Origin of the sequence: Streptomyces sp. CB01635, assembly GCF_002803065.1 — a bacterium.
GTDB lineage: Bacteria > Actinomycetota > Actinomycetes > Streptomycetales > Streptomycetaceae > Streptomyces.
Genome location: NZ_NNBL01000006.1, coordinates 192,990 through 212,519, shown reverse-complemented (window position 1 = coordinate 212,519; position 19,530 = coordinate 192,990). Strand labels below are relative to the sequence as shown.

Here is a 19,530-nt window from a genome sequence, read left to right as displayed (position 1 = left end):
TTTGATTATTGGGGTCGGGATCGACGTTGCCGAGATCGAGCGGTTCGAGGCGTCGCTCGCGCGTACGCCCGGAATGGCCGAACGGCTCTTTGTCGACCGGGAGTTGCTGCTGTCCAGCGGGGAGCGGCGGGGTGTTGCCTCTCTTGCCGCGCGGTTCGCCGCCAAGGAGGCGCTGGCCAAGGCGCTGGGGGCGCCGGCCGGGTTGCGGTGGACCGATGCGGAGGTCTGTGTCGAGGCGAGTGGGCAGCCGCGGCTGCGGGTCACCGGGACCGTTGCCGCCGCTGCCGAGAAGCTTGGGGTGCGGTCTTGGCATGTGTCTCTCAGTCATGATGCCGGGATTGCGTCTGCTGTTGTGATCGCCGAGGGGTAGAGGCCCGGAGGCAGGGGCTGGAGGGCTTTGTTCCGGCTTCGGGTCCGGCCTCGGTTCCGGGGCCGGTTCCGGTTTGGGTGTGCGCTTCGCGCGCGGGGTTCTTCTTTGCGGGAGACTCGGTTTCATGCGTACTGCCTACAGCGTGGACACCGTACGGACCGCCGAGCGTGCCCTCATGGCGCGGCTTCCCGAAGGCGCCCTGATGCAGCGTGCCGCCGCCGGGCTCGCCGTCGTCTGCGCCGAGCTCCTCGGCAAGGTGTACGGGGCCCGGGTCGTGCTCCTCGTCGGGTCCGGGGACAACGGGGGCGACGCCCTCTACGCCGGTGCCCGGCTTGCCCGTCGTGGCGCCGGGGTTGCCGCCGTGCTTCTGGATTCCGAGCGGGTGCACCGTGCCGGGCTTGCCGCCTTCCTTTCCGCCGGGGGGCGCGTCGCCGACAGCTTTGAGCGGGTTCTTGCCGGGGCCGATCTCGTTGTCGACGGGATCGTGGGCATTGGGGGGCGGGGTGGGCTTCGTGCGGGTGCTCTGCCTGTTGTCCGTGCTGCCCTGGATTCTCGTGCCGTTGTCGTTTCTGTGGATCTGCCCAGCGGCGTCGACGCCGATACGGGGCAGGTCGACGGGGAGGCCGTCCGCGCCGATGTGACCGTCACCTTCGGTGCGTACAAGCCTGGGCTTCTTGTTGATCCCGGGCGGGAGTACGCCGGTGCTGTTCGGCTTGTCGACATTGGGCTTGAACCGGTTCCCGGCGAGGGGGATCTGGAGGCCCTTCAGCACGATGACGTGGCCCGGCTGTTGCCTGAGCCCACCGGTGAGAGCGACAAGTACAGGCGCGGTGTCGTGGGCATCGTCGCCGGGTCCGCGCGGTATCCCGGCGCCGCCGTGCTTGCCGTGGCCGGGGCCTTGCGGGGTGGGGCCGGGGCCGTTCGGTACGTCGGGCCTGCGGCCGGCGCCGTCGTCTCCCGGTTCCCGGAGACTCTGGTGTCCGAGGGCGCGCCCGGGAAGGCGGGGCGCGTGCAGGCGTGGGTGGCCGGGCCCGGCCTCGGTGATGACGCGTCCCGGCTCGCGGATGTCGTGGGGGCCGATGTGCCCGTTCTGATCGACGCCGATGGGCTGCGGCTCGCCGATCCTGAGGCCGTTCGGGGGCGGGGCGCGCCTACTTTGCTTACGCCTCATGCGGGGGAGGCCGCCGCGTTGTTGGGGGTCTCCCGGGAGGAGGTGGAGGCGGAACGGCTCGCCGCTGTGCGGGAGTTGGCCAGTCGGTTCTCCGCGACCGTTCTTCTGAAGGGGTCCACGACCCTGGTTGCCGGGGGTGGGGGTTCCGCCGGGGGTGAGGGGCGGTTGGTGCGGGTCAATTCCACTGGTACCGCGTGGCTGGCCACCGCCGGCAGCGGTGATGTTCTGTCCGGGCTCGCCGGGTCGCTGCTTGCCGCTGGGCTCGGGGCTCTCGATGCCGGGTCTGTGGGGGCCTATCTGCATGGGCTTGCCGCTCGGCGGGTGTCCGGTGGGGCGCCTGTTGTTGCTCAGGATGTGGCGGGTGGGATTGCTGGGGCCTGGGGGGATGTTCGGCGCGGCTTCTAGGGCGGGGCTCGGGCTGGGTTGGGCTTGGCTCGGTGGGCCTCTGCTTCGCTCCGTGAGGGCGCTTCGCCGTCTTTGTGGCGGGGCCGACCCGGGATGTACGTGCTCGCTGCCGGTGGGGGTCTCGTCCCGTCCGGGGCGTCGGGCGGGTGGCGGGCGGTCTTGGGTTCTTCGCTGTGGGGTGGCCGGCGGCTTGGTGATTTGAGTGGGTGTGGGGGGTTTGGGGAGTGGTGGTCACGTGGGGGTGTCGGAGGGCTCTGAGACACTGGGCGCACGATGACTGAGAGAGCACCTGCCGTGGGCCGTGCCCGGGCCGAGATCGATCTGGCCGCTCTGCGGGCCAATGTGCGGTCCCTGCGCGATCGTGCGCCCGGGGCCGAGTTCATGGCTGTGGTCAAGGCTGATGCCTACGGCCACGGCATGATTCCCTGCGCGCGCGCCGCGCGGGAGGCCGGTGCCACCTGGATCGGTACGGCCACGCCCGAGGAGGCCCTCGCGGTGCGTGCCGCGGGGATCGAGGGGCGCGTCATGTGCTGGCTGTGGACGCCCGGCGGGCCCTGGCGCGAGGGCATCGAGGCCGATCTCGACATGTCCGTGAGTGGTATGTGGGCTCTGGACGAGGTTGTTGCTGCGGCTCGGGTGGTGGGGCGTCCCGCTCGTATTCAGTTGAAGGCCGATACGGGGCTCGGACGTAATGGGTGTCTGCCTGGTGACTGGCCCGAGCTTGTGCGTTCTGCCGTTGCCGCGGAGCGCGAGGGGCTTGTTGTCGTTTCCGGGCTCTGGTCCCATTTCGCCTGCGCCGATGAGCCGGGGCATCCGTCGATTGCCGCTCAGTTGGATCGATTTCGCGAGATGGTCTCCTTTGCGGAAGGGGCCGGGGTTCGGCCCGAGGTCCGGCACATCGCGAATTCGCCGGGGACTCTGACGCTGCCCGAGACCCATTTCGATCTGGTGCGGCCCGGCATCGCCATGTACGGGATCTCGCCCAGCCCCGAGATCGGCACCCCCGAGGACTTCGGGCTGCGGCCCGTCATGACCCTGTCGGCCTCGCTCGCCCTGGTGAAGCACGCCCCGGGCGGGCTCGGCGTCAGTTACGGGCATCACTACGTCACCCCGGGCGAGACCACCCTGGGGCTTGTCCCCCTCGGGTACGGGGACGGGATTCCCCGGCATGCCTCGGGGACCGGGCCCGTACTCATCGGGGGCAAGTTGCGGACCGTCGCCGGACGCGTCGCCATGGACCAGTTCGTCGTCGATCTCGGCGGCGACGAGCTGAGGGCCGGGGACGAGGCCGTGCTGTTCGGGCCCGGCGACCGGGGCGAGCCGACCGCCGAGGACTGGGCGCAGGCCGCCGGCACCATCGCGTACGAGATCGTCACCCGGATCGGGGCGCGTGTTCCGCGCGTCTATGTGGACGGAGGAGCGGCACGTGGGTGAGAGCAGCGCCGAGGCCGCGGCGGGTGTCGCGAGCTGGCGGGTCGCCGGGCTCGCCGGCGCCGCGATAGGCGTCGTCGCGGCCGGTGCCGCGGCCGGTGTCGCCGTCGAGCGGCTCACCGTCGGCCGCGGCATGCGCAGGAAGGCGCGGCTCGCGCTGGATGCCTCCGGCCCGTTCGGGTCCCTGCGCGGCACCCCCGGCAAGGCCTGCGCCGGGGACGGCACCGAGCTCTATTACGAGGTCGAGGAAGTGGAGTCCGAGGGCGGTGCCGCACCTCGCAGGCTCCGGCTTTTCGGTCGCAAGGCGCCCGCGCCGGTCACCGTGGTATTCAGTCACGGGTACTGCCTCAACCAGGACTCCTGGCATTTCCAGCGTGCCGCCCTGCGGGGCGTGGTGCGTTCCGTCTACTGGGATCAGCGCAGCCACGGGCGGTCCGGGCGCGGGGTCGAGCAGGCCGACGGCGGGCCCGACGTCACCATCGATCAGCTCGGGCGCGACCTGAAGGCCGTCATCGACGCAGCCGCCCCCGAAGGGCCACTCGTCCTCGTCGGGCACTCCATGGGCGGCATGACCGTGATGGCGTTCGCCGACCAGTTTCCCGAGCTCGTGGCCGAGCGCGTCGTCGGCGTCGCTCTCGTCGGGACCTCCTCCGGCAGGCTCGGCGAGGTCAGCTACGGGCTGCCCGTGGTCGGCGTCAACGCCGTGCGGCGCGTGCTCCCCGGCGTCCTGAAGATTCTGGGCCAGCGCGCCGACCTGGTGGAGAAGGGGCGCCGCGCCACCGCCGACCTGTTCGCCGGCATCATCAAGCGCTACTCGTTCGCCTCGCGTGACGTCGATCCCGCCGTCGCCCGCTTCGCCGAGCGCATGATCGAGAGCACGCCGATCGACGTCGTCGCCGAGTTCTACCCCGCCTTTCAGGAGCACGAGAAGAGCGAGGCCATCGAGCGGTTCGCGCAGCTCCCCGTACTCGTACTGGCCGGCGACCAGGATCTCGTCACCCCCAGTGAGCACAGCGAGGCCATCGCCGGGCTGCTGCCCGACGCCGAGCTGGTGCTCGTGCCCGACGCCGGGCACCTGGTGATGCTGGAGCACCCCGAGGCCGTCACCGACCGGCTGGCCGACCTCCTCGCGCGCACGGGAGCCGTTCCCGCAGGGGCTACCGTGGGAAGTTATGGAGACACCGCACAGCCCGGCAGCTGACGCCGCCACCGCCTCGATCACCGTCAACTCGCCCGCCCACATGGGGGACTTGGGCCGTCGCCTGGCCAAGCTGCTGCGCCCTGGTGACCTTGTGATGCTCACCGGCGAGCTGGGCGCGGGCAAGACCACGCTGACCCGCGGGCTCGGCGAGGGCCTCGGTGTGCGGGGCGCCGTGACCTCTCCGACCTTCGTCATCGCCCGCGTCCACCCGCCGCTCGGCGACGGGCCCGCCCTCGTGCACGTGGACGCGTACCGGCTCGGGGGCGGACTCGACGAGATGGAGGACCTCGACCTCGACGTCTCGCTGACCGACTCCGTGATCGTCGTCGAGTGGGGCGACGGCAAGGTGGAGGACCTCGCCGACGACCGGCTCCATGTCGTCATCCACCGCGCCACGGGGGACACCGACGACGAGGTGCGCTCGGTGACGTTGCGTGGCCTCGGGGCGCGCTGGGCCGGCGCGGGCCTGGAGGCTCTGGCCGCCTGACTCTCGTACCTTCACCCGAACGTTCCGACATGGCGTCGGCAAAATGTTGCGCGGCGCGCGCTCCGCGTGGTCACATGGATACCAGTCCTGGTTAGGTCTACCTAACTTTGCTGCCCCGGAGCCCAGGAGGCATCCATGTCGGCTTCAGAACGTGACGTGCCGCAGCAGCCCCGTGTGGCGCCGGGGCACGGGGACATGTCCGGGATCTCCGCCTCGGGGCTGTCCATGAGCGATCTGCTCGCGTCCTGCGCCGCCGCTTCCGCCATCTCCACTCCGCCCGTTGAGCAGGGGGAGGGCAGGGGGGAGGAAGCCGGTGAGGAGCGGCGTGATGCCGCGTGAGCGTTTCTGTGGCGTGGGTCAGGTGACGGAGGGTCCTACTGGACCACGACGATCTTCTTGCCGATCGTCGCGAACTCCCACATCGCGTCGCCGTCCGCCCGCCTCTCGCGGATGCCGCCCGTCTTCTTGGCCGGGTCCGGTGCCGGGATCGAGCCGTCGACCGCGGCGCTGAAGCCGATCGTGACGCCGTCGACATTCGCGAACCGCACCACGTGCTCGATCGGCACACCGTCGCTGCCGGTGATCGCAGCCGAGCGCGACGTCACCAGGTACTTCCCGGCCGGCGGGTTCACGGTGCTCGGCGTCACCTTGAAGGTGCGCTGCGCCTTGCCGCCCTCCGCGATCAGCCACACCCGGTCGTCGCTCACGGAGTAGACGACCCGCTCACCGGTGCCGGACTGCTCGGGTACCTCCGTCCGGTCCTTCTTCTCCTCGGGGGAGTGGGACGCGGCCGTGGAAGGGGATTCCGCGGTCTCCGGCGGGGCCAGGCTGTCCGGCGCGCTGGCCGAAGCCTGGTAGGTGAGGAAGCCGACCACGGCGAGCGCCGCCGCGGTGAGCCCGGCCACGAATCCCGAGCTGCTCCGTGCCACCTGTGTGCCCACCTCTCCTGCCCGTACGTCTTTGTGGTGACGGTAGCAGCAGGCGTGCGGCTCACCGGGGCGGCCGTGGGCGGGGCGCCGGAGCCGTAGGCTGTTTGTGTGCTGCTGCTCGCGCTGGATACCGCCACCCCCGCCGTCACCGTCGCCCTGCACGACGGCTCCTCCGTCGTCGCCGCATCGAGTCAGGTGGATGCCCGTCGGCACGGGGAACTGCTGCTGCCCGCCGTCGACCGGGTACTCGCCGAGGCCGGCGTCGGACTCGACGCCGTCACCGGCATCGTCGTCGGCGTGGGCCCCGGCCCCTACACCGGCCTCCGCGTCGGCCTGATGACCGCCGACACCTTCGGCCTCGCGCTCGGTGTGCCCGTCCACGGTCTGTGCACGCTGGACGGGCTCGCGTACGGCGCCGAGGACGCCTCCTTGGACGGCCCCTTCGTCGTCGCCACGGACGCGCGGCGCAAGGAGGTGTACTGGGCGCGCTACGAGGATCCGCGCACCCGGGTCACCGAGCCCGCCGTCGACCGCCCCGCCGACATCGCCGAGCAGGTCGCGGGCCTTCCCGCGGTCGGCGCCGGTGCCGTGCTGTACCCGGACACGTTCCCGGACGCGCGCGCCCCCGAGAACGTGTCGGCGGCCGCCCTCGCCTCGCTCGCCGCCGAGAAGCTCGCGGCCGGCGAGGAGCTCGACGCGCCGCGACCCCTGTATCTGCGCCGGCCCGACGCGCAGGTGCCCAAGAACTACAAGGTGGTCACCCCGAAGTGAGCGCGGCTCTGCGCGAGATGCGCTGGTGGGACATCGAATCCGTGCACGCGCTCGAGAAGGATCTCTTCCCGGACGACGCGTGGTCCCGCGGCATGTTCTGGTCCGAGCTCGCGCACGCGCGTGGCGCCGGGTCGACCCGCCGTTATGTCGTCGCCCACGACGGCGACCGTCTCGTCGGGTACGCGGGCCTCGCCGCGTCCGGCACGGACTACGAAGGCGGCTCCGGCGTGGGGGCCGACGTGCAGACCATCGCCGTCGCCCGTGACCAGTGGGGCACCGGGCTCGGCGCCCGGCTCCTCACCGTCCTGCTGCGCCACGCGACCGACTTCGAGTGCTCCGAGGTGACGCTCGAGGTGCGGGTCGACAACACCCGGGCGCAGAAGCTCTACCAGCGCTTCGGCTTCGAGCCCATCGGCTTCCGCCGCGGCTACTACCAGCCGGGCAACGTGGACGCGCTCGTGATGCGTCTGACCGACCCCTCGACCTCCGTGACACCCGTACAAGGAACCGAAAATGGCTGACGAACCGCTCGTCCTCGGCATCGAGACCTCCTGCGACGAGACCGGTGTCGGCATCGTCCGCGGCCACACGCTGCTCGCCGACGCGGTCGCCTCCAGCGTCGACGAGCACGCCCGCTTCGGCGGCGTCGTCCCCGAGGTCGCCTCGCGCGCGCACCTGGAAGCCATGGTGCCGACCATCGAGCGCGCCCTGAAGGACGCCGGGGTCGCCGCCTCCGACCTGGACGGGATCTCCGTCACCGCGGGCCCGGGGCTCGCGGGCGCGCTCCTCGTGGGCGTCTCGGCGGCCAAGGCGTTCGCGTACGCGCTCGGCAAGCCGCTCTACGGCGTGAACCACCTCGCCTCGCACATCTGCGTGGACCAGCTGGAGCACGGGCCGCTGCCCGAGCCCACGATGGCGCTGCTCGTCTCCGGCGGGCACTCGTCGCTGCTGCTCTCCTCCGACATCACGTCCGACGTGCGGCCCCTCGGCGCGACCATCGACGACGCGGCGGGCGAGGCCTTCGACAAGATCGCCCGGGTGCTGAACCTCGGCTTCCCCGGCGGTCCCGTCATCGACCGGTACGCGAAGGAGGGCGACCCGAACGCGATCACCTTCCCGCGTGGGCTCACCGGGCCGCGTGACCCCGCGTACGACTTCTCCTTCTCCGGCCTGAAGACGTCCGTCGCGCGCTGGATCGAGGCGAAGCGCGCCGCCGGTGAGGACGTTCCGGTCCGGGATGTCTCGGCGTCCTTCCAGGAGGCCGTCGTCGACGTGCTGACCCGCAAGGCCGTGCGCGCCTGCAAGGACGAGGGCGTCGACCACCTCATGATCGGCGGCGGTGTGGCCGCCAACTCGCGGCTGCGGGCCCTGGCCCAGGAGCGGTGCGAGGCCGCCGGGATCCGGCTGCGCGTGCCGCGGCCCAAGCTGTGCACGGACAACGGCGCGATGGTCGCGGCCCTCGGCGCCGAGATGGTGGCGCGCAACCGGTCCGCGTCCGCCTGGGACCTGTCGGCCGACTCGTCGCTGCCCGTGACGGAGACGCACGTGCCGGGGCAGACGCACGACCACGACCATGTGCACGAGGTCGCGAAGGACAACCTGTACTCATGACCGTCGCGCTGATGTGGGAGGCCCGGGCGGCCGAGGGGCGGGGCGAGGAGCTGCTCGCCTGGGCGCGGGGGCAGGTCCTCGCGGCCGAGCCGCTGCGGCGCGAGTTCTTCCGTGCCCCGCAGGACCGGGTCCTCGTCATCACCTGGTGGGACGCGGCGTACGAAGCCGAGCTGCCCGAACTTCCCGACCCTGAGGGCGAGTTGGTGACCCGGACGGTGCATCGGTGGCGGTTCGAGGCGGTCGCTCCCGCCTGAGGCGGCATCGTCCCGGGGCGTGAGAACCGTCTGAGATTCCCGAATGACGGCGTCCAACTGGTTTACCGTTGTAATAATTCCGACTTATGTTCGCCCTGTGAAGCGAATACAGCGCCGTCGTGGGCGTTTGGTGAAGACGGCCGGTGTCGTGGCCGGTTGCGTGCTCGTCCTCACCGGGGGCGGGGCCGCATGGGCGTACTGGCATCTGGACCACAACATCCGGGGCGTCGACATCGACAGCGCGCTCGGCGACGACCGGCCCCCGAAGCGGGCACCGGCCACGCCGGAGCCCTCGGCGACCGCGCCGCCCGTCGGGGCGCTGAACATCCTCGTCCTCGGCTCCGACTCGCGCAGCGGCCGCAAGAACTCCGCGCTCGGCGGCGGCCACAGCGAGGGCGCCCGCTCGGACACCGCGATGGTCGTCCATCTCGCCGCCGGCCGCTCGTCGGCGACCGTCGTCAGCATCCCCCGCGACACTCTCGTCGAGCGGCCCGCGTGCCCGGCCTCGTCCGGCGGCACCACGCAGGCCGCGTACGGCGCCATGTTCAACAGCGCTTACTCCGTGGGTGGTCCCGTCTGTGCCGTGAAGACGGTGGAGAAGCTCACCGGCGTCCGCATGGACCACTATCTGGAGATCGACTTCTCCGGCTTCGCGTCGGTCGTGGACGCGCTCGGCGGCGTGGATGTCACGACGACCGAGGACATCGATGACGATCTGAGCCACCTCCAGCTCGACGCGGGCTACCACCACCTCGACGGCAAGCAGGCCCTCGCCTTCGCCCGCACCCGGCACGGCGTCGGCGACGGCAGCGACCTCGGCCGCATCAAACTCCAGCAGCAGCTGGTCAAGGCGCTGGTGGAGAAGGTCTCGGAGAGCGATCTCCTGACGAACCCGGCCCGCCTCTACAAGGTCGCCGACGCCCTCACCGGAAGCCTCACCACGGACACCGGCCTCGACTCCCTCGGCGAACTCCAGGCCCTGGCGGGCAGCTTGAAGGGGCTGTCGGCCGATGAGGTGAAGACAGTGATGATGCCGGTGCTTCCGGCGCCGTCCGACCCCAACCGTGTCGTCGCAAACGAGCCGGAGGCCGGAAAGCTGTGGGCCTCGCTCCGGTGACGCGTCAGGCGTTGTACGTCAACAGGTAGCGCCAGAGCAGGAGTTGACGTACCCGGCTGCCGGGGAGGAGGCGGGCGGCCTCGGTGCGGATGTCGGTGAGTGTCATGTCGGGCCGGCGCACGGGTGCCCGGAGGGGTGGCCGCGGGGCGCCGCGCAGCCGGACGGCCACGTGGACCGCGGCGCGGGCCGCCGCGTTCGCGGGGACGGCCACGAGGTCGCGGGGCGTCCTGCCCGCGTAGCAGCCGAGGACGAGCAGCGCGCCGCCGGGAGCGAGGGCGGCGCGCAGCCGCGTCACCGTCGCGAACGGCATGTGGTGCAGGCTCGCCAGGCAGGTGATGACGTCGTAGTGCCCCTCGGGCAGATCCGTCGCCGTCACGTCCGCCCGGCGGTAGCGCGGCCCGCCGCCCATGGCCTGCGCCTCGGCGATGACCTCGGCCGAGGTGTCGAGCGCGTCGACCTGGTAGCCACGGCCCGCCAGGCGCCGCGCGAAGCGGCCGGTGCCGCAGCCGATGTCGAGGGCGCGGCGGCCCTCCTCGCGGCCTTCCGCCGGCAGCCGGCGCAGGAGGGGCCGGTGGTAGTGGTCGTTGTGGTCGAAGGGCATGGGGCGTGATGGTGGCAGGGGGGCGGTAAGACGCGGGTGAGGGGAGGGCTGGGGGGTTGTTGGGGAGGGGCCGGAAAACTTCCCGAAGAAATTTCCGCGAGCGTGTCGATCCGCCCCGATCCCGTTCGACGCGTAGACGAGAGCGGGGAGAAGCCCCGACCGCACCGAACGAGGAGTCCGCCATGCCGCGCTACATGACCTTGGTCCGTATCGACGAGAGCAAGGCCCCTGCCGAGGGCCCCAGCGAGGCTCTGATGCAGCGCATGGGCGAGCTGATCGAGGAGATGACCAAGGCCGGCGTGCTGCTCGACACCGGGGGCCTCCACCCGTCGTCCGAGGGCACCCGCGTGCACTACGAGAACGGCGAGATCACCGTCACCGACGGGCCCTTCACCGAGTCCAAGGAGGTCATCGGCGGCTACGCGATCATCCAGGCCAAGGACCGGGCCGAGATCCTGGAGTGGACCAAGCGCTTCCTGAAGGTGCACGAGGAGCACTGGACGGTCACCTCCGAGATCCGGGAGATCGCCGAGGGCTGAGGGCCGAGCCACGCCGGACAGGCCCTTGGCCGCCGAACGGCCGGGGGTGTCTGATGGTGGGCCGTGACAGCAGAACGTACTGCCGGAGCGGCCCACGCCATCGAGACCGTCTTCCGTCTGGAGGCGCCCCGCATCATCGCCGGCGTCACGCGCATCGTCCGGGACGTGGGCATAGCGGAGGAACTCGCGCAGGACGCGTTGGTCGCAGCCCTGGAGCAGTGGCCGGTCGAGGGGGTTCCCGACAACCCGGGCGCGTGGCTCATGGCCACCGCCAAGCACCGGGCGATCGACCTCGTGCGCCGCAAGGAGCGGTACGCGCGCAAGCTGGCGGAGGTCGGCCGTGACCTGGAGGCCGCGCCGCCCCACCTGGACGAGCCCGCGGACCCGGACGACATCGACGACGACCTGCTCCGCCTCGTCTTCACGGCCTGCCACCCGGTCCTGTCCGCCGAGGCCCGGGTCGCGCTCACGCTGCGCCTGCTCGGCGGCCTGACCACGGCCGAGATCGCCCGCGCGGTCCTGGCCCCCGAGGCGACGGTCGCCCAGCGCATCGTGCGTGCGAAACGCACCCTCGCCACGAAGAACGTCGCCTTCGAAGTACCCTACGGCCCCGAGCGGGCGGCCCGCCTCGGCTCGGTCCTCGAGGTCATCTACCTCATCTTCAACGAGGGGTACGCGGCCACGGCGGGCGACGACTATCTGCGCCCCGGCCTGTGCGAGGACGCGCTGCGGCTCGCCCGGCTCCTGGCCGGCCTGATGCCGAAGGAGCCGGAAGTGCACGGCCTGGCCTCCCTGCTGGAGCTCCAGGCCTCGCGCTCGGCCGCCCGTACGGGCCCTTCGGGCGAGCCCGTCCTGCTCAGGGACCAGGACCGTACGCGCTGGAACCAGCTCCTGATCCGGCGCGGGTTCGCCGCGCTCGGCCGCGCGGACGCGGTGTCCACGGGCGGCGGCCCCGGCCCGTACGCCCTCCAGGCCGCGATCGCCGCCAGCCACGCGCACGCCCACACGTACGCGGAGACGAACTGGCAGGGGATCGCGACTCTGTACGGGCTGCTCGCCACGCGTGCGCCGTCCCCTGTCGTCGAGCTGAACCGGGCGGTGGCGGTGTCCATGGCCGAGGGGCCCGCGGCCGGTCTCGTCCTGGTGGACGCCCTGGCCGGTGAACCGGCGCTGCGCGACTACCACTTGCTGCCGAGCGTGCGCGGGGACCTGCTTGAGCGGCTCGGGCGGTACGAGGAGGCGCGGGCCGAGTTCGAGCGGGCCGCTTCGCTGACCCGTAACGAGCGGGAGCGGGGGCTGCTGCTGGCTCGGGCGGAGGGGTGTCGTTAGGGCGTCGCTCCGCGCCGGGTGGCGGCGGGTTCACCCGTGGCCGGCTGCGCGGGCGCGCCCAGCAGCATCGTCGGGGCGCCCGCGACGCGGGTCAGGAAGACCGTCAGCGCGTTCGGACCGTGCCGCTTCGGCAGCGCCTTGCGGCGCAGCTCCTCCGGCTCCACCGCCGACCCCCGCTTCTTCACCGTCAGGATCCCGACCTCGCGCTCCCGCAGCAGCGCCTTCAACTTCTTGACGTTGAAGGGGAGTTGGTCCGTGATCTCGTACGCGGTGGCGTACGGCGTCGCGTGCAGCGTGTCGGACGTGACGTAGGCGATCGTCTCGTCGATCAGCCCGCCCGCTACCTCCTCGGCCACGTCGGCGACCAGGTGGGCGCGGATGACGGCGCCGTCGGGCTCGTACAAGTACCGTCCCACGGGCCGCACTTCGGGGTCGGGGAGGCCGCTGCCGATGAGTGCGCGCGGCCCGGGGAGCAGCGTCGCCCGCATACGGCCCGGCTCGGTGCCGAACCAGAGCACGGCCTCCTTCACGTCCCCGCCGTCCGAGATCCACTCGGCGTCGGCCGCGGTGGGGATCGCCTCGTGGGGGATGCCGGGCGCGATCTTCAGGGCCGCGTGCCGGGCCCCGAGCGCCGCGCCGACCGCCCAGGACAGGGGCGGGGAGTACGCCTCCGGGTCGAAGATCCGGCCGCCCCCCTTGCCGCCGCCCCGGCGCGCGGGGTCGACGAACACCGCGTCGTACGGCTCCGTGTCGACCTGGGTGACATCGGCCTCGCGGACCTCGATCAGCCCGTCGAGGCCCAGAGCCTGAGCGTTCGCCCGGGCGACTTCGCAGGTCAGGGGGTCGCGGTCGACGGCGAGTACGGAGATCCCGGCGCGGGCCAGGGCGATCGCGTCGCCGCCGATGCCGCAGCACAGATCGGCGACGGAGCGCACCCCGAGCGCCTTGAACTCCTGGGCGCGGTGGGTGGCGACGCTCGTGCGGGTCGCCTGCTCGACGCCGTTCGCCGTGAAGTACATGCGGCTCGCGTCCGCCTCGCCGAACTTGGCCGCGGCGCGCTGCCGCAGCCGGGCCTGAGCGATGGCCGCCGAGACGAGTTCCGCCGGGTGGTCGCGGCGCAGCCGGGTGGCGACGGCGAGCTCCTGGCCGGGGGTGATGTCCCGTACGTCGTCGAGGAGCGCCTGGCCCTCCGCGGAGAGCAGCGAGCTGAAGGAGGCGAGGTCGTTCACCAGGCCCATTGTGGGCCAGTCGGTGGACGGTGCGCGCCCGGCCGCGGTGTCGGGCCCTGATCAGCGCCGTGAGCTGTGAGGATTCGGCGCCATGCGACTTGTACGACAAAACGACAAAAGGGCCGCGAAGGGGACGCCGGGCCGAGGGTTCCGGCACGGCCGTACGCGGGCCTGCCTCGCCGTGCTCGCCGCCTGCGCGGTCGCCTCCGGGTGCGCCGCGCCCGTCGGCGCGGAGGCCGTCCGGCCGGCGCCCGGCCAGCAGCCCCTCCACGGGCCGCCCGGCGGCCGCGCCCTCGACTCCTACGCGGGCAAGTTGGGTGCCGCCCGGGTCGCGATGGCCAAGAAGTGGCGCCTCGCCGAGCCGCCGCTCCTCGCGCCGCCCCCGCCGGCCGACAAGCCGGTGATCAGCGCCCGCAAGGGCTTCGAGGTCCACGGCCAGGAGGACCTGCCGCCCGTCTTCACGACCGTGCCCACCAAGGACAAGGTCGTGTTCCTCACCATCGACGACGGCTCCGAGAAGGACCCGGAGTTCCTGAAGATGATGAGCGACCTGAAGATCCCGTACACCGCCTTCCTCAGCAACTACCTGGTGGAGGACAACTACGACTACTTCAGGAAGATGCAGTCCCGCGGCGTCACCCTGAACAACCACACGCTGACGCACCCTTACCTGCCCGGGCTGTCCTACGCGGAGCAGAAGCGCGAGATCTGCGGCATGCAGAACATCATGGAGGAGGAGTACGGCAAGCGGCCCGTCCTCTTCCGCCCGCCCTACGGCAACTACAACCGGGACACGCTGCGCGCCGCCAAGTCCTGCGGGATCAAGTACGCGCCGATCTGGAACGAAGAGATGTTCGTCGACCACGTCGAGTGGCGCGAGGTGGACCAGGACCTCCACCCCGGCGACATCATCCTGAGCCACTTCCGCGGCCGCGGGGAGTGGAAGGGCACCATGCCCGACATGGTCCGCCGGCTCATGAAGTACGTCACCGACAAGGGGTACGCGGTGGCCCGGCTGGAGGACTACCTGTGAGGTCCGTGCGGGCACGACGGGCCCCCGCGCGCACCTGGCCACGGCGGCTGCTCGCCGCCGCCCTGGCCGCCGGTGTCCTCGCACCCGCGCTGCTCACCGGGTGCGCCCCGTCCGTGGACCCGATCGAGCGGCTCAGCAGGAAAGCGGCCGAGAAGGTCCGCCACTCGGGCCACCCGGAACCGACGGCCACACCGGCCGTCGGTGTGGGGCGCGGGTCGTCCTGGGGTGCGCTCGGCGCCGGGGAGGCGGCTGGGGGGCCTGGTCACGCCGCGCCTCTCCACTCCCCTCAGGGCGGCGTCACTCCGGACGCCTATCGCCGCTGGGGGCTCTCCGCGCCGCTCGCCCCGGCGCCGAGACCTCCGGCACGCCACGCGGCCGGCCGGGGCTCGCACACACTCCCGCCCGTCGTGGACCGCGTCCGGACCAAGGACCGCGTCGTCTTCCTGACCTTCGACGACGGCGTGGACCGCGACCCGCACTTCGCCGACATGGTCCGGGACCTGAGGCTGCCCGTCAGCGTCTTCCTCACGGACGGCGTCGTGGGCCCCGGCCACGACCACTTCGGCACGCTGCGGGCCCTCGGCGCGGGCGTGCAGAACCAGACCCTGAACCACCACTCTCTGCCCTCGCTCCCGTACGCCGAGCAGCACGCCGAGATCTGCGGCCAGCAGGACCGGCTGAAGAACCGCTTCGGCACCCGCCCCCGCCTCTTCCGCCCGCCCTTCGGCGAGTACGACCAGGACACCTTGCGCGCGGCCGCCACTTGCGGGGTCGACGCCGTCGTCCTGTGGCGCGCCTCGACGCGGGGCGAAGACCTGAGTGACGGGGACCGGCTGCGTCCCGGCGACATCGTCCGGGCCCGGTTCACTGACCGTGCCGGGCCGCACGGCGCGACGCTCACCGGGATGACGGTGCGGCTGCTGCGCCGTATCCAGGCCCAGGGGTTCACGGTGGGGAGGCTCGAGAACTACCTGTGAGGGATGGGCCGGAGGGGCTGTGGCGGACGCGCCGGAGGGGCCGTGCGGAGGACTCGCCCTCACTGAATTGGCACTCCGCTTGACCGAGTGCTAATCGCAGTCATAGTCTCGGCCCTGGCACTCCCCACTGGAGAGTGCCAATAGCGACGGGCAGGTCCGGCACCCGCGACGACGGATCCACCTGGTCGCCACCTCAGACAGTTAACCCCGTGATCTCCGAAGGGGGAGGTCGGATCGTGACGACCACCAGCTCCAAGGTTGCCATCAAGCCGCTCGAGGACCGCATTGTGGTCCAGCCGCTCGACGCCGAGCAGACCACCGCCTCTGGCCTGGTCATCCCGGACACCGCGAAGGAGAAGCCCCAGGAGGGCGTCGTCCTCGCCGTTGGTCCGGGTCGCTTCGAGAACGGCGAGCGCCTGCCGCTCGACGTGCAGACCGGCGACATCGTGCTGTACAGCAAGTACGGCGGCACCGAGGTGAAGTACAACGGCGAGGAGTACCTCGTCCTCTCGGCTCGCGACGTGCTCGCGATCGTCGAGAAGTAATTCACCCACTGTTTTAGTTCTGCGCCCCTGGCACCCCGCTACTCAGCTGCGACTTTTCTCAGCATGCCGGGCGTCGGGGGCGCAGTTCGTTCGAGAGGACTAACAGCTCCATGGCGAAGATCCTGAAGTTCGACGAGGACGCCCGTCGCGCCCTCGAGCGCGGCGTCAACAAGCTTGCCGACACGGTCAAGGTGACGATCGGCCCCAAGGGCCGCAACGTCGTCATCGACAAGAAGTTCGGCGCTCCCACCATCACCAACGACGGTGTCACGATCGCCCGCGAGGTCGAGCTCGACGACCCGTACGAGAACCTCGGCGCCCAGCTGGTGAAGGAGGTGGCGACCAAGACCAACGACATCGCGGGTGACGGCACCACCACCGCCACCGTGCTCGCCCAGGCCCTGGTCAAGGAAGGCCTGCGCAACGTCGCCGCCGGCGCTTCCCCGGCCGCCCTGAAGAAGGGCATCGACGCCGCGGTCAAGGCCGTGTCCGAGGAGCTCCTCGCGACCGCCCGCCCGATCGAGGACAAGGCCGACATCGCCGCTGTCGCCGGTCTGTCCGCCCAGGACTCGCAGGTCGGCGAGCTCATCGCCGAGGCGATGGACAAGGTCGGCAAGGACGGTGTCATCACCGTCGAGGAGTCCAACACCTTCGGGCTCGAGCTGGACTTCACCGAGGGCATGGCCTTCGACAAGGGCTACCTGTCTCCGTACTTCGTGACGGACCAGGAGCGCATGGAGGCCGTGCTCGAGGACCCGTACATCCTGATCAACCAGGGCAAGATCTCCTCCATCCAGGACATGCTGCCGCTGCTCGAGAAGGTCATCCAGGCCGGTGGCTCCAAGCCGCTCCTGATCATCGCCGAGGACGTCGAGGGCGAGGCCCTGTCGACCCTGGTCGTGAACAAGATCCGCGGCACGTTCAACGCCGTCGCCGTCAAGGCGCCCGGCTTCGGTGACCGCCGCAAGGCGATGCTCGGCGACATGGCCACCCTCACCGGTGCCACCGTCATCGCCGAGGAGGTCGGCCTCAAGCTCGACCAGGCCGGTCTGGACGTGCTCGGCACCGCCCGTCGCGTGACCATCACCAAGGACGACACCACGATCGTCGACGGTGGCGGCGTCAAGGGCGACGTCGAGGGCCGCGTCAACCAGATCAAGGCCGAGATCGAGAACACGGACTCCGACTGGGACCGCGAGAAGCTCCAGGAGCGCCTTGCGAAGCTTGCCGGCGGCGTGTGCGTGATCAAGGTCGGCGCCGCCACCGAGGTGGAGCTCAAGGAGAAGAAGCACCGTCTGGAGGACGCCATCTCCGCGACCCGCGCCGCGGTCGAGGAGGGCATCGTCTCCGGTGGTGGCTCCGCTCTGGTGCACGCCGTCAAGATCCTCGAGGGCAACCTCGACAAGACCGGCGACGAGGCCACCGGTGTCGCGGTCGTGCGCCGCGCCGCCGTCGAGCCGCTGCGCTGGATCGCCGAGAACGCCGGCCTCGAGGGCTACGTCATCACCTCGAAGGTCGCCGAGCTCGACAAGGGCCAGGGCTTCAACGCCGCGACCGGCGAGTACGGCGACCTGGTCAAGGCCGGCGTCATCGACCCGGTCAAGGTCACCCGCTCCGCCCTGGAGAACGCCGCGTCCATCGCTTCGCTGCTGCTCACGACCGAGACCCTGGTCGTCGAGAAGCCGGCGGAGGAGGAGTCCGAGGCCGGCGGTCACGGTCACGGCCACTCCCACTAGTGCACTGAGCAACCAGTGCGGCGCCGGTCGCACTGGCGCCTGTTCGTACGAGGCCCGGTTCCGCGCTTGTCGCGGGGCCGGGCCTCGGCGTTGCGCCCCGCGACACGGCCGCCGGTCAGCCCTCGAGTTCGTCGAGCGCGCCGAGCTGGGCCATCAGCCCCAGCCGGTCGTTGTGCCACCAGCCCTCGACGATCTTCCCGTCCCCCTGGAACCGGAAGATGGTCGCGCCGGTCATCGTGACCTGCTTGCCCGTCGCCGGGATCCCCATGAAGTTGCCGTTGTGCTCGGCGCTGAAGGTCCACCGCGTGCACACCCGGTCGCCTTCGGTGATCTGGTCGTCGACGGTGAACTCGAAGTCGAACCCGCCGCGGTACATCTCGATCTCGCGCCGCGTCGCGTCGAGACCGATGGTGTCCGTCACGTTGCCGGGATCGTGGCCGTGGTAGTCCTCCGCGAGCAGGCCGTCGAGCGGCGGCAGTTCACCCTCGGTGGCGACCGTCTCGAAGAACCGGCGCGCGTTGCCCGCGTACAACTGCTCGTCCCGCACCACGTCCAGATCGGTGAAGGTGGGCATCTCGTCGCAGAGGGCGACCATTTGCCGGAAGATCGTGTCGGTCTCGGGAAGGTTCGAGGTCCGCATTGCCTCCTCGTACGACGGGAACTCGACGATCTCGATGAAGTGGGTGTCGTCGGACCGGTCCTTGCCGATGACGCTGTGCGTCGCGGTCCGTTTCCCCTGGGACTTCTCCGCCCATGTGTCCATGAGCTGGTCCATCTCGTCGAATCGGCTGGTCTTGCAGTCGATGACCTGCACAAACGTCATGACGCCGCCTCCGGCCCCCCTGAGCCCCCTGCGTAGGTCCGGACAGCCCTATCTTCCCACCGCCGTGTAACGAGCCGGCGGGATCGGGTTCGGGGCCGAGGCACTCCCTGCCCCGGCCCCGAACCCGCCGCGTCCTACTGCGGGCCGTACTTGCGACCCGTCTTCGCCGTGACCCCGCCGAGCAGCCCGCGCGGCGCGAGCTTCACGACGCCCATCAGCGTCTTGTACCGCGGATCCGGGATCGACAGCGACTTGCCGCGCGCCAGGTCGGAGAGCGCCGCCGCCACCAGCTTGTCGGCGTCGAGCCACATCCACTTGGGAATGTTGTCGGTGCCCATCGCGGCCCGCTCGTGGAACTCCGTACGGACGAAGCCCGGGCAGAGCGCCATCAGCCGCACACCGCTGCCGGCCAGGTCCCGTGCCGCGCCCTGCGTGAACTGCACGACCCACGCCTTCGACGCGCCGTACGTCCCGCGCGGCACGAACGCCGCCACCGACGCCACGTTCACCACGCCGCCCCTGCCGCGCTCACGCATCGGCGCCACCGCGGCGGACGTGAGCCGCAGGACCGCCTCGCAGTGCACCTTCAGCATCGTCAACTCGTCGGCGAGCGGGACCTCCAGGTACTGGCCCTTGTTGCCGAAGCCCGCGTTGTTGACCAGCAGGTCCACCGGACGCTTGCGGTCGGTCAGCCGTGCCTCGACCGCGCCGATGCCCTCGTCGGTGGCGAGGTCCGCCGTGAGCACCTCGGCCTCGATGCCGTGCCGGTCGTGGAGCTCGGTGGCCTGCTCCCGCAGCCGCTTGGTGTCACGCGCCACCAGGACGAGGTCGTGGCCGTCCGCGGCGAGCCGGCGCGCGAACGCGGCACCGATCCCCGAGGTGGATCCCGTAATCAGAGCGGTAGTCATGAGGCCAGGCTAGGGGGCCCCGGCCATGATCCGCCGGACACCCCCCGGTGACCGCCGTGGGCA

At 71.3% G+C, this 19,530-nt stretch carries 22 protein-coding genes; 17 read left to right on the top strand and 5 right to left on the bottom strand.

The genetic code is table 11. The features are described 5' to 3' along the window. Position 1: 1 nt before the first annotated feature. The 6 genes from CG723_RS20165 (at position 2) to CG723_RS20140 (ending at position 5,404) form a co-directional block, all read left to right on the top strand. Positions 2–370 (top strand): holo-ACP synthase, encoded by a 369-nt coding sequence (locus tag CG723_RS20165; protein WP_100594859.1) that lies wholly within the window; start codon positions 2–4, stop codon positions 368–370. 124 nt (positions 371–494) lie between these two features. Further along, entirely contained in the window at positions 495–1,946 is a 1,452-nt protein-coding gene (locus tag CG723_RS20160; RefSeq protein ID WP_100594858.1) for an NAD(P)H-hydrate dehydratase, read from the top strand. Between the two features lie 273 nt (positions 1,947–2,219). Further along, complete coding sequence (alr, locus tag CG723_RS20155; RefSeq protein ID WP_100594857.1) at positions 2,220–3,380, top strand: alanine racemase; 1,161 nt, start codon at positions 2,220–2,222, stop codon at positions 3,378–3,380. Beyond that, positions 3,352–4,578: an alpha/beta fold hydrolase gene (locus CG723_RS20150; RefSeq protein ID WP_100594856.1), complete on the top strand. Its 1,227-nt coding sequence runs from the start codon at positions 3,352–3,354 to the stop codon at positions 4,576–4,578. The genes alr and CG723_RS20150 overlap by 29 nt, the downstream gene beginning before the upstream one ends. Continuing rightward, entirely contained in the window at positions 4,550–5,065 is a 516-nt protein-coding gene (tsaE, locus tag CG723_RS20145; RefSeq protein WP_100594855.1) for a tRNA (adenosine(37)-N6)-threonylcarbamoyltransferase complex ATPase subunit type 1 TsaE, read from the top strand. Before CG723_RS20150 ends, tsaE begins: the two co-directional genes overlap by 29 nt. A 135-nt stretch (positions 5,066–5,200) precedes the next feature. Next, complete coding sequence (locus CG723_RS20140; RefSeq protein ID WP_100594854.1) at positions 5,201–5,404, top strand: hypothetical protein; 204 nt, start codon at positions 5,201–5,203, stop codon at positions 5,402–5,404. A 35-nt stretch (positions 5,405–5,439) separates the two neighbouring features. On the opposite strand, the gene CG723_RS20135 is transcribed toward CG723_RS20140, so the two are convergent. Continuing rightward, positions 5,440–5,994, bottom strand: a complete 555-nt coding sequence (locus CG723_RS20135; protein ID WP_100594969.1) for a hypothetical protein — start codon at positions 5,992–5,994, stop codon at positions 5,440–5,442. Between the two features lie 108 nt (positions 5,995–6,102). On the opposite strand from CG723_RS20135, the gene tsaB reads away from it, so the two are divergent. The 5 genes from tsaB (at position 6,103) to CG723_RS20110 (ending at position 9,747) form a co-directional block, all read left to right on the top strand. After that, positions 6,103–6,765 (top strand): tRNA (adenosine(37)-N6)-threonylcarbamoyltransferase complex dimerization subunit type 1 TsaB, encoded by a 663-nt coding sequence (gene tsaB / locus CG723_RS20130; protein WP_100594853.1) that lies wholly within the window; start codon positions 6,103–6,105, stop codon positions 6,763–6,765. A gap of 17 nt (positions 6,766–6,782) precedes the next feature. Further along, positions 6,783–7,286 carry a ribosomal protein S18-alanine N-acetyltransferase gene (gene rimI, locus CG723_RS20125; protein ID WP_100594968.1) on the top strand — a complete coding sequence of 168 codons (504 nt, stop codon included), beginning with the start codon at positions 6,783–6,785 and terminating at the stop codon, positions 7,284–7,286. After that, a complete protein-coding gene (tsaD, locus tag CG723_RS20120; RefSeq protein ID WP_100594852.1) occupies positions 7,279–8,376 on the top strand; it encodes a tRNA (adenosine(37)-N6)-threonylcarbamoyltransferase complex transferase subunit TsaD in 1,098 nt (365 codons plus the stop codon). The genes rimI and tsaD overlap by 8 nt, the downstream gene beginning before the upstream one ends. Beyond that, positions 8,373–8,630 (top strand): hypothetical protein, encoded by a 258-nt coding sequence (locus CG723_RS20115; RefSeq protein ID WP_100594851.1) that lies wholly within the window; start codon positions 8,373–8,375, stop codon positions 8,628–8,630. Before tsaD ends, CG723_RS20115 begins: the two co-directional genes overlap by 4 nt. 127 nt (positions 8,631–8,757) lie before the next feature. After that, a complete protein-coding gene (locus CG723_RS20110; protein WP_442802577.1) occupies positions 8,758–9,747 on the top strand; it encodes an LCP family protein in 990 nt (329 codons plus the stop codon). A gap of 4 nt (positions 9,748–9,751) precedes the next feature. Here CG723_RS20110 and CG723_RS20105 read toward each other — a convergent pair whose 3' ends face one another. Further along, on the bottom strand, positions 9,752–10,348 hold the full coding sequence (locus CG723_RS20105; RefSeq protein WP_100594849.1) for a class I SAM-dependent methyltransferase: 597 nt from the start codon (positions 10,346–10,348) through the stop codon (positions 9,752–9,754). Between the two features lie 182 nt (positions 10,349–10,530). Here CG723_RS20105 and CG723_RS20100 point away from each other — a divergent pair, with 182 nt between their 5' ends. Together CG723_RS20100 and CG723_RS20095 are read left to right on the top strand one after the other, a co-directional pair. Next, positions 10,531–10,887, top strand: coding sequence for a YciI family protein (locus CG723_RS20100; protein WP_100594848.1), 357 nt, complete (start codon positions 10,531–10,533; stop codon positions 10,885–10,887). 63 nt (positions 10,888–10,950) lie between these two features. Beyond that, on the top strand, positions 10,951–12,216 hold the full coding sequence (locus CG723_RS20095; protein ID WP_100594847.1) for an RNA polymerase sigma factor: 1,266 nt from the start codon (positions 10,951–10,953) through the stop codon (positions 12,214–12,216). Here CG723_RS20095 and CG723_RS20090 read toward each other — a convergent pair. Continuing rightward, a complete protein-coding gene (locus CG723_RS20090) occupies positions 12,213–13,445 on the bottom strand; it encodes a class I SAM-dependent methyltransferase (RefSeq protein ID WP_100594967.1) in 1,233 nt (410 codons plus the stop codon). The genes CG723_RS20095 and CG723_RS20090 overlap by 4 nt on opposite strands. Positions 13,446–13,536: 91 nt before the next feature. Between CG723_RS20090 and CG723_RS20085 the strand changes: the two genes are divergently transcribed. From CG723_RS20085 to groL, 4 genes are all read left to right on the top strand, one after another. After that, positions 13,537–14,478: a polysaccharide deacetylase family protein gene (locus CG723_RS20085; protein ID WP_100594846.1), complete on the top strand. Its 942-nt coding sequence runs from the start codon at positions 13,537–13,539 to the stop codon at positions 14,476–14,478. Positions 14,479–14,483: 5 nt separating this feature from the next. Beyond that, entirely contained in the window at positions 14,484–15,455 is a 972-nt protein-coding gene (locus CG723_RS20080; RefSeq protein WP_234374409.1) for a polysaccharide deacetylase family protein, read from the top strand. A 236-nt stretch (positions 15,456–15,691) separates the two neighbouring features. Continuing rightward, entirely contained in the window at positions 15,692–16,000 is a 309-nt protein-coding gene (gene groES / locus CG723_RS20075; RefSeq protein ID WP_073810087.1) for a co-chaperone GroES, read from the top strand. Positions 16,001–16,110: 110 nt separating this feature from the next. After that, positions 16,111–17,736, top strand: a complete 1,626-nt coding sequence (gene groL, locus CG723_RS20070) for a chaperonin GroEL (RefSeq protein WP_100594845.1) — start codon at positions 16,111–16,113, stop codon at positions 17,734–17,736. 115 nt (positions 17,737–17,851) lie between these two features. Here the strand turns inward: groL and CG723_RS20065 are convergent, their stop codons facing one another. Together CG723_RS20065 and CG723_RS20060 are read right to left on the bottom strand one after the other, a co-directional pair. After that, positions 17,852–18,559 (bottom strand): ester cyclase, encoded by a 708-nt coding sequence (locus CG723_RS20065; protein WP_100594844.1) that lies wholly within the window; start codon positions 18,557–18,559, stop codon positions 17,852–17,854. A gap of 134 nt (positions 18,560–18,693) precedes the next feature. Then, complete coding sequence (locus CG723_RS20060) at positions 18,694–19,467, bottom strand: SDR family NAD(P)-dependent oxidoreductase (protein WP_100594843.1); 774 nt, start codon at positions 19,465–19,467, stop codon at positions 18,694–18,696. Positions 19,468–19,530: the final 63 nt, after the last annotated feature.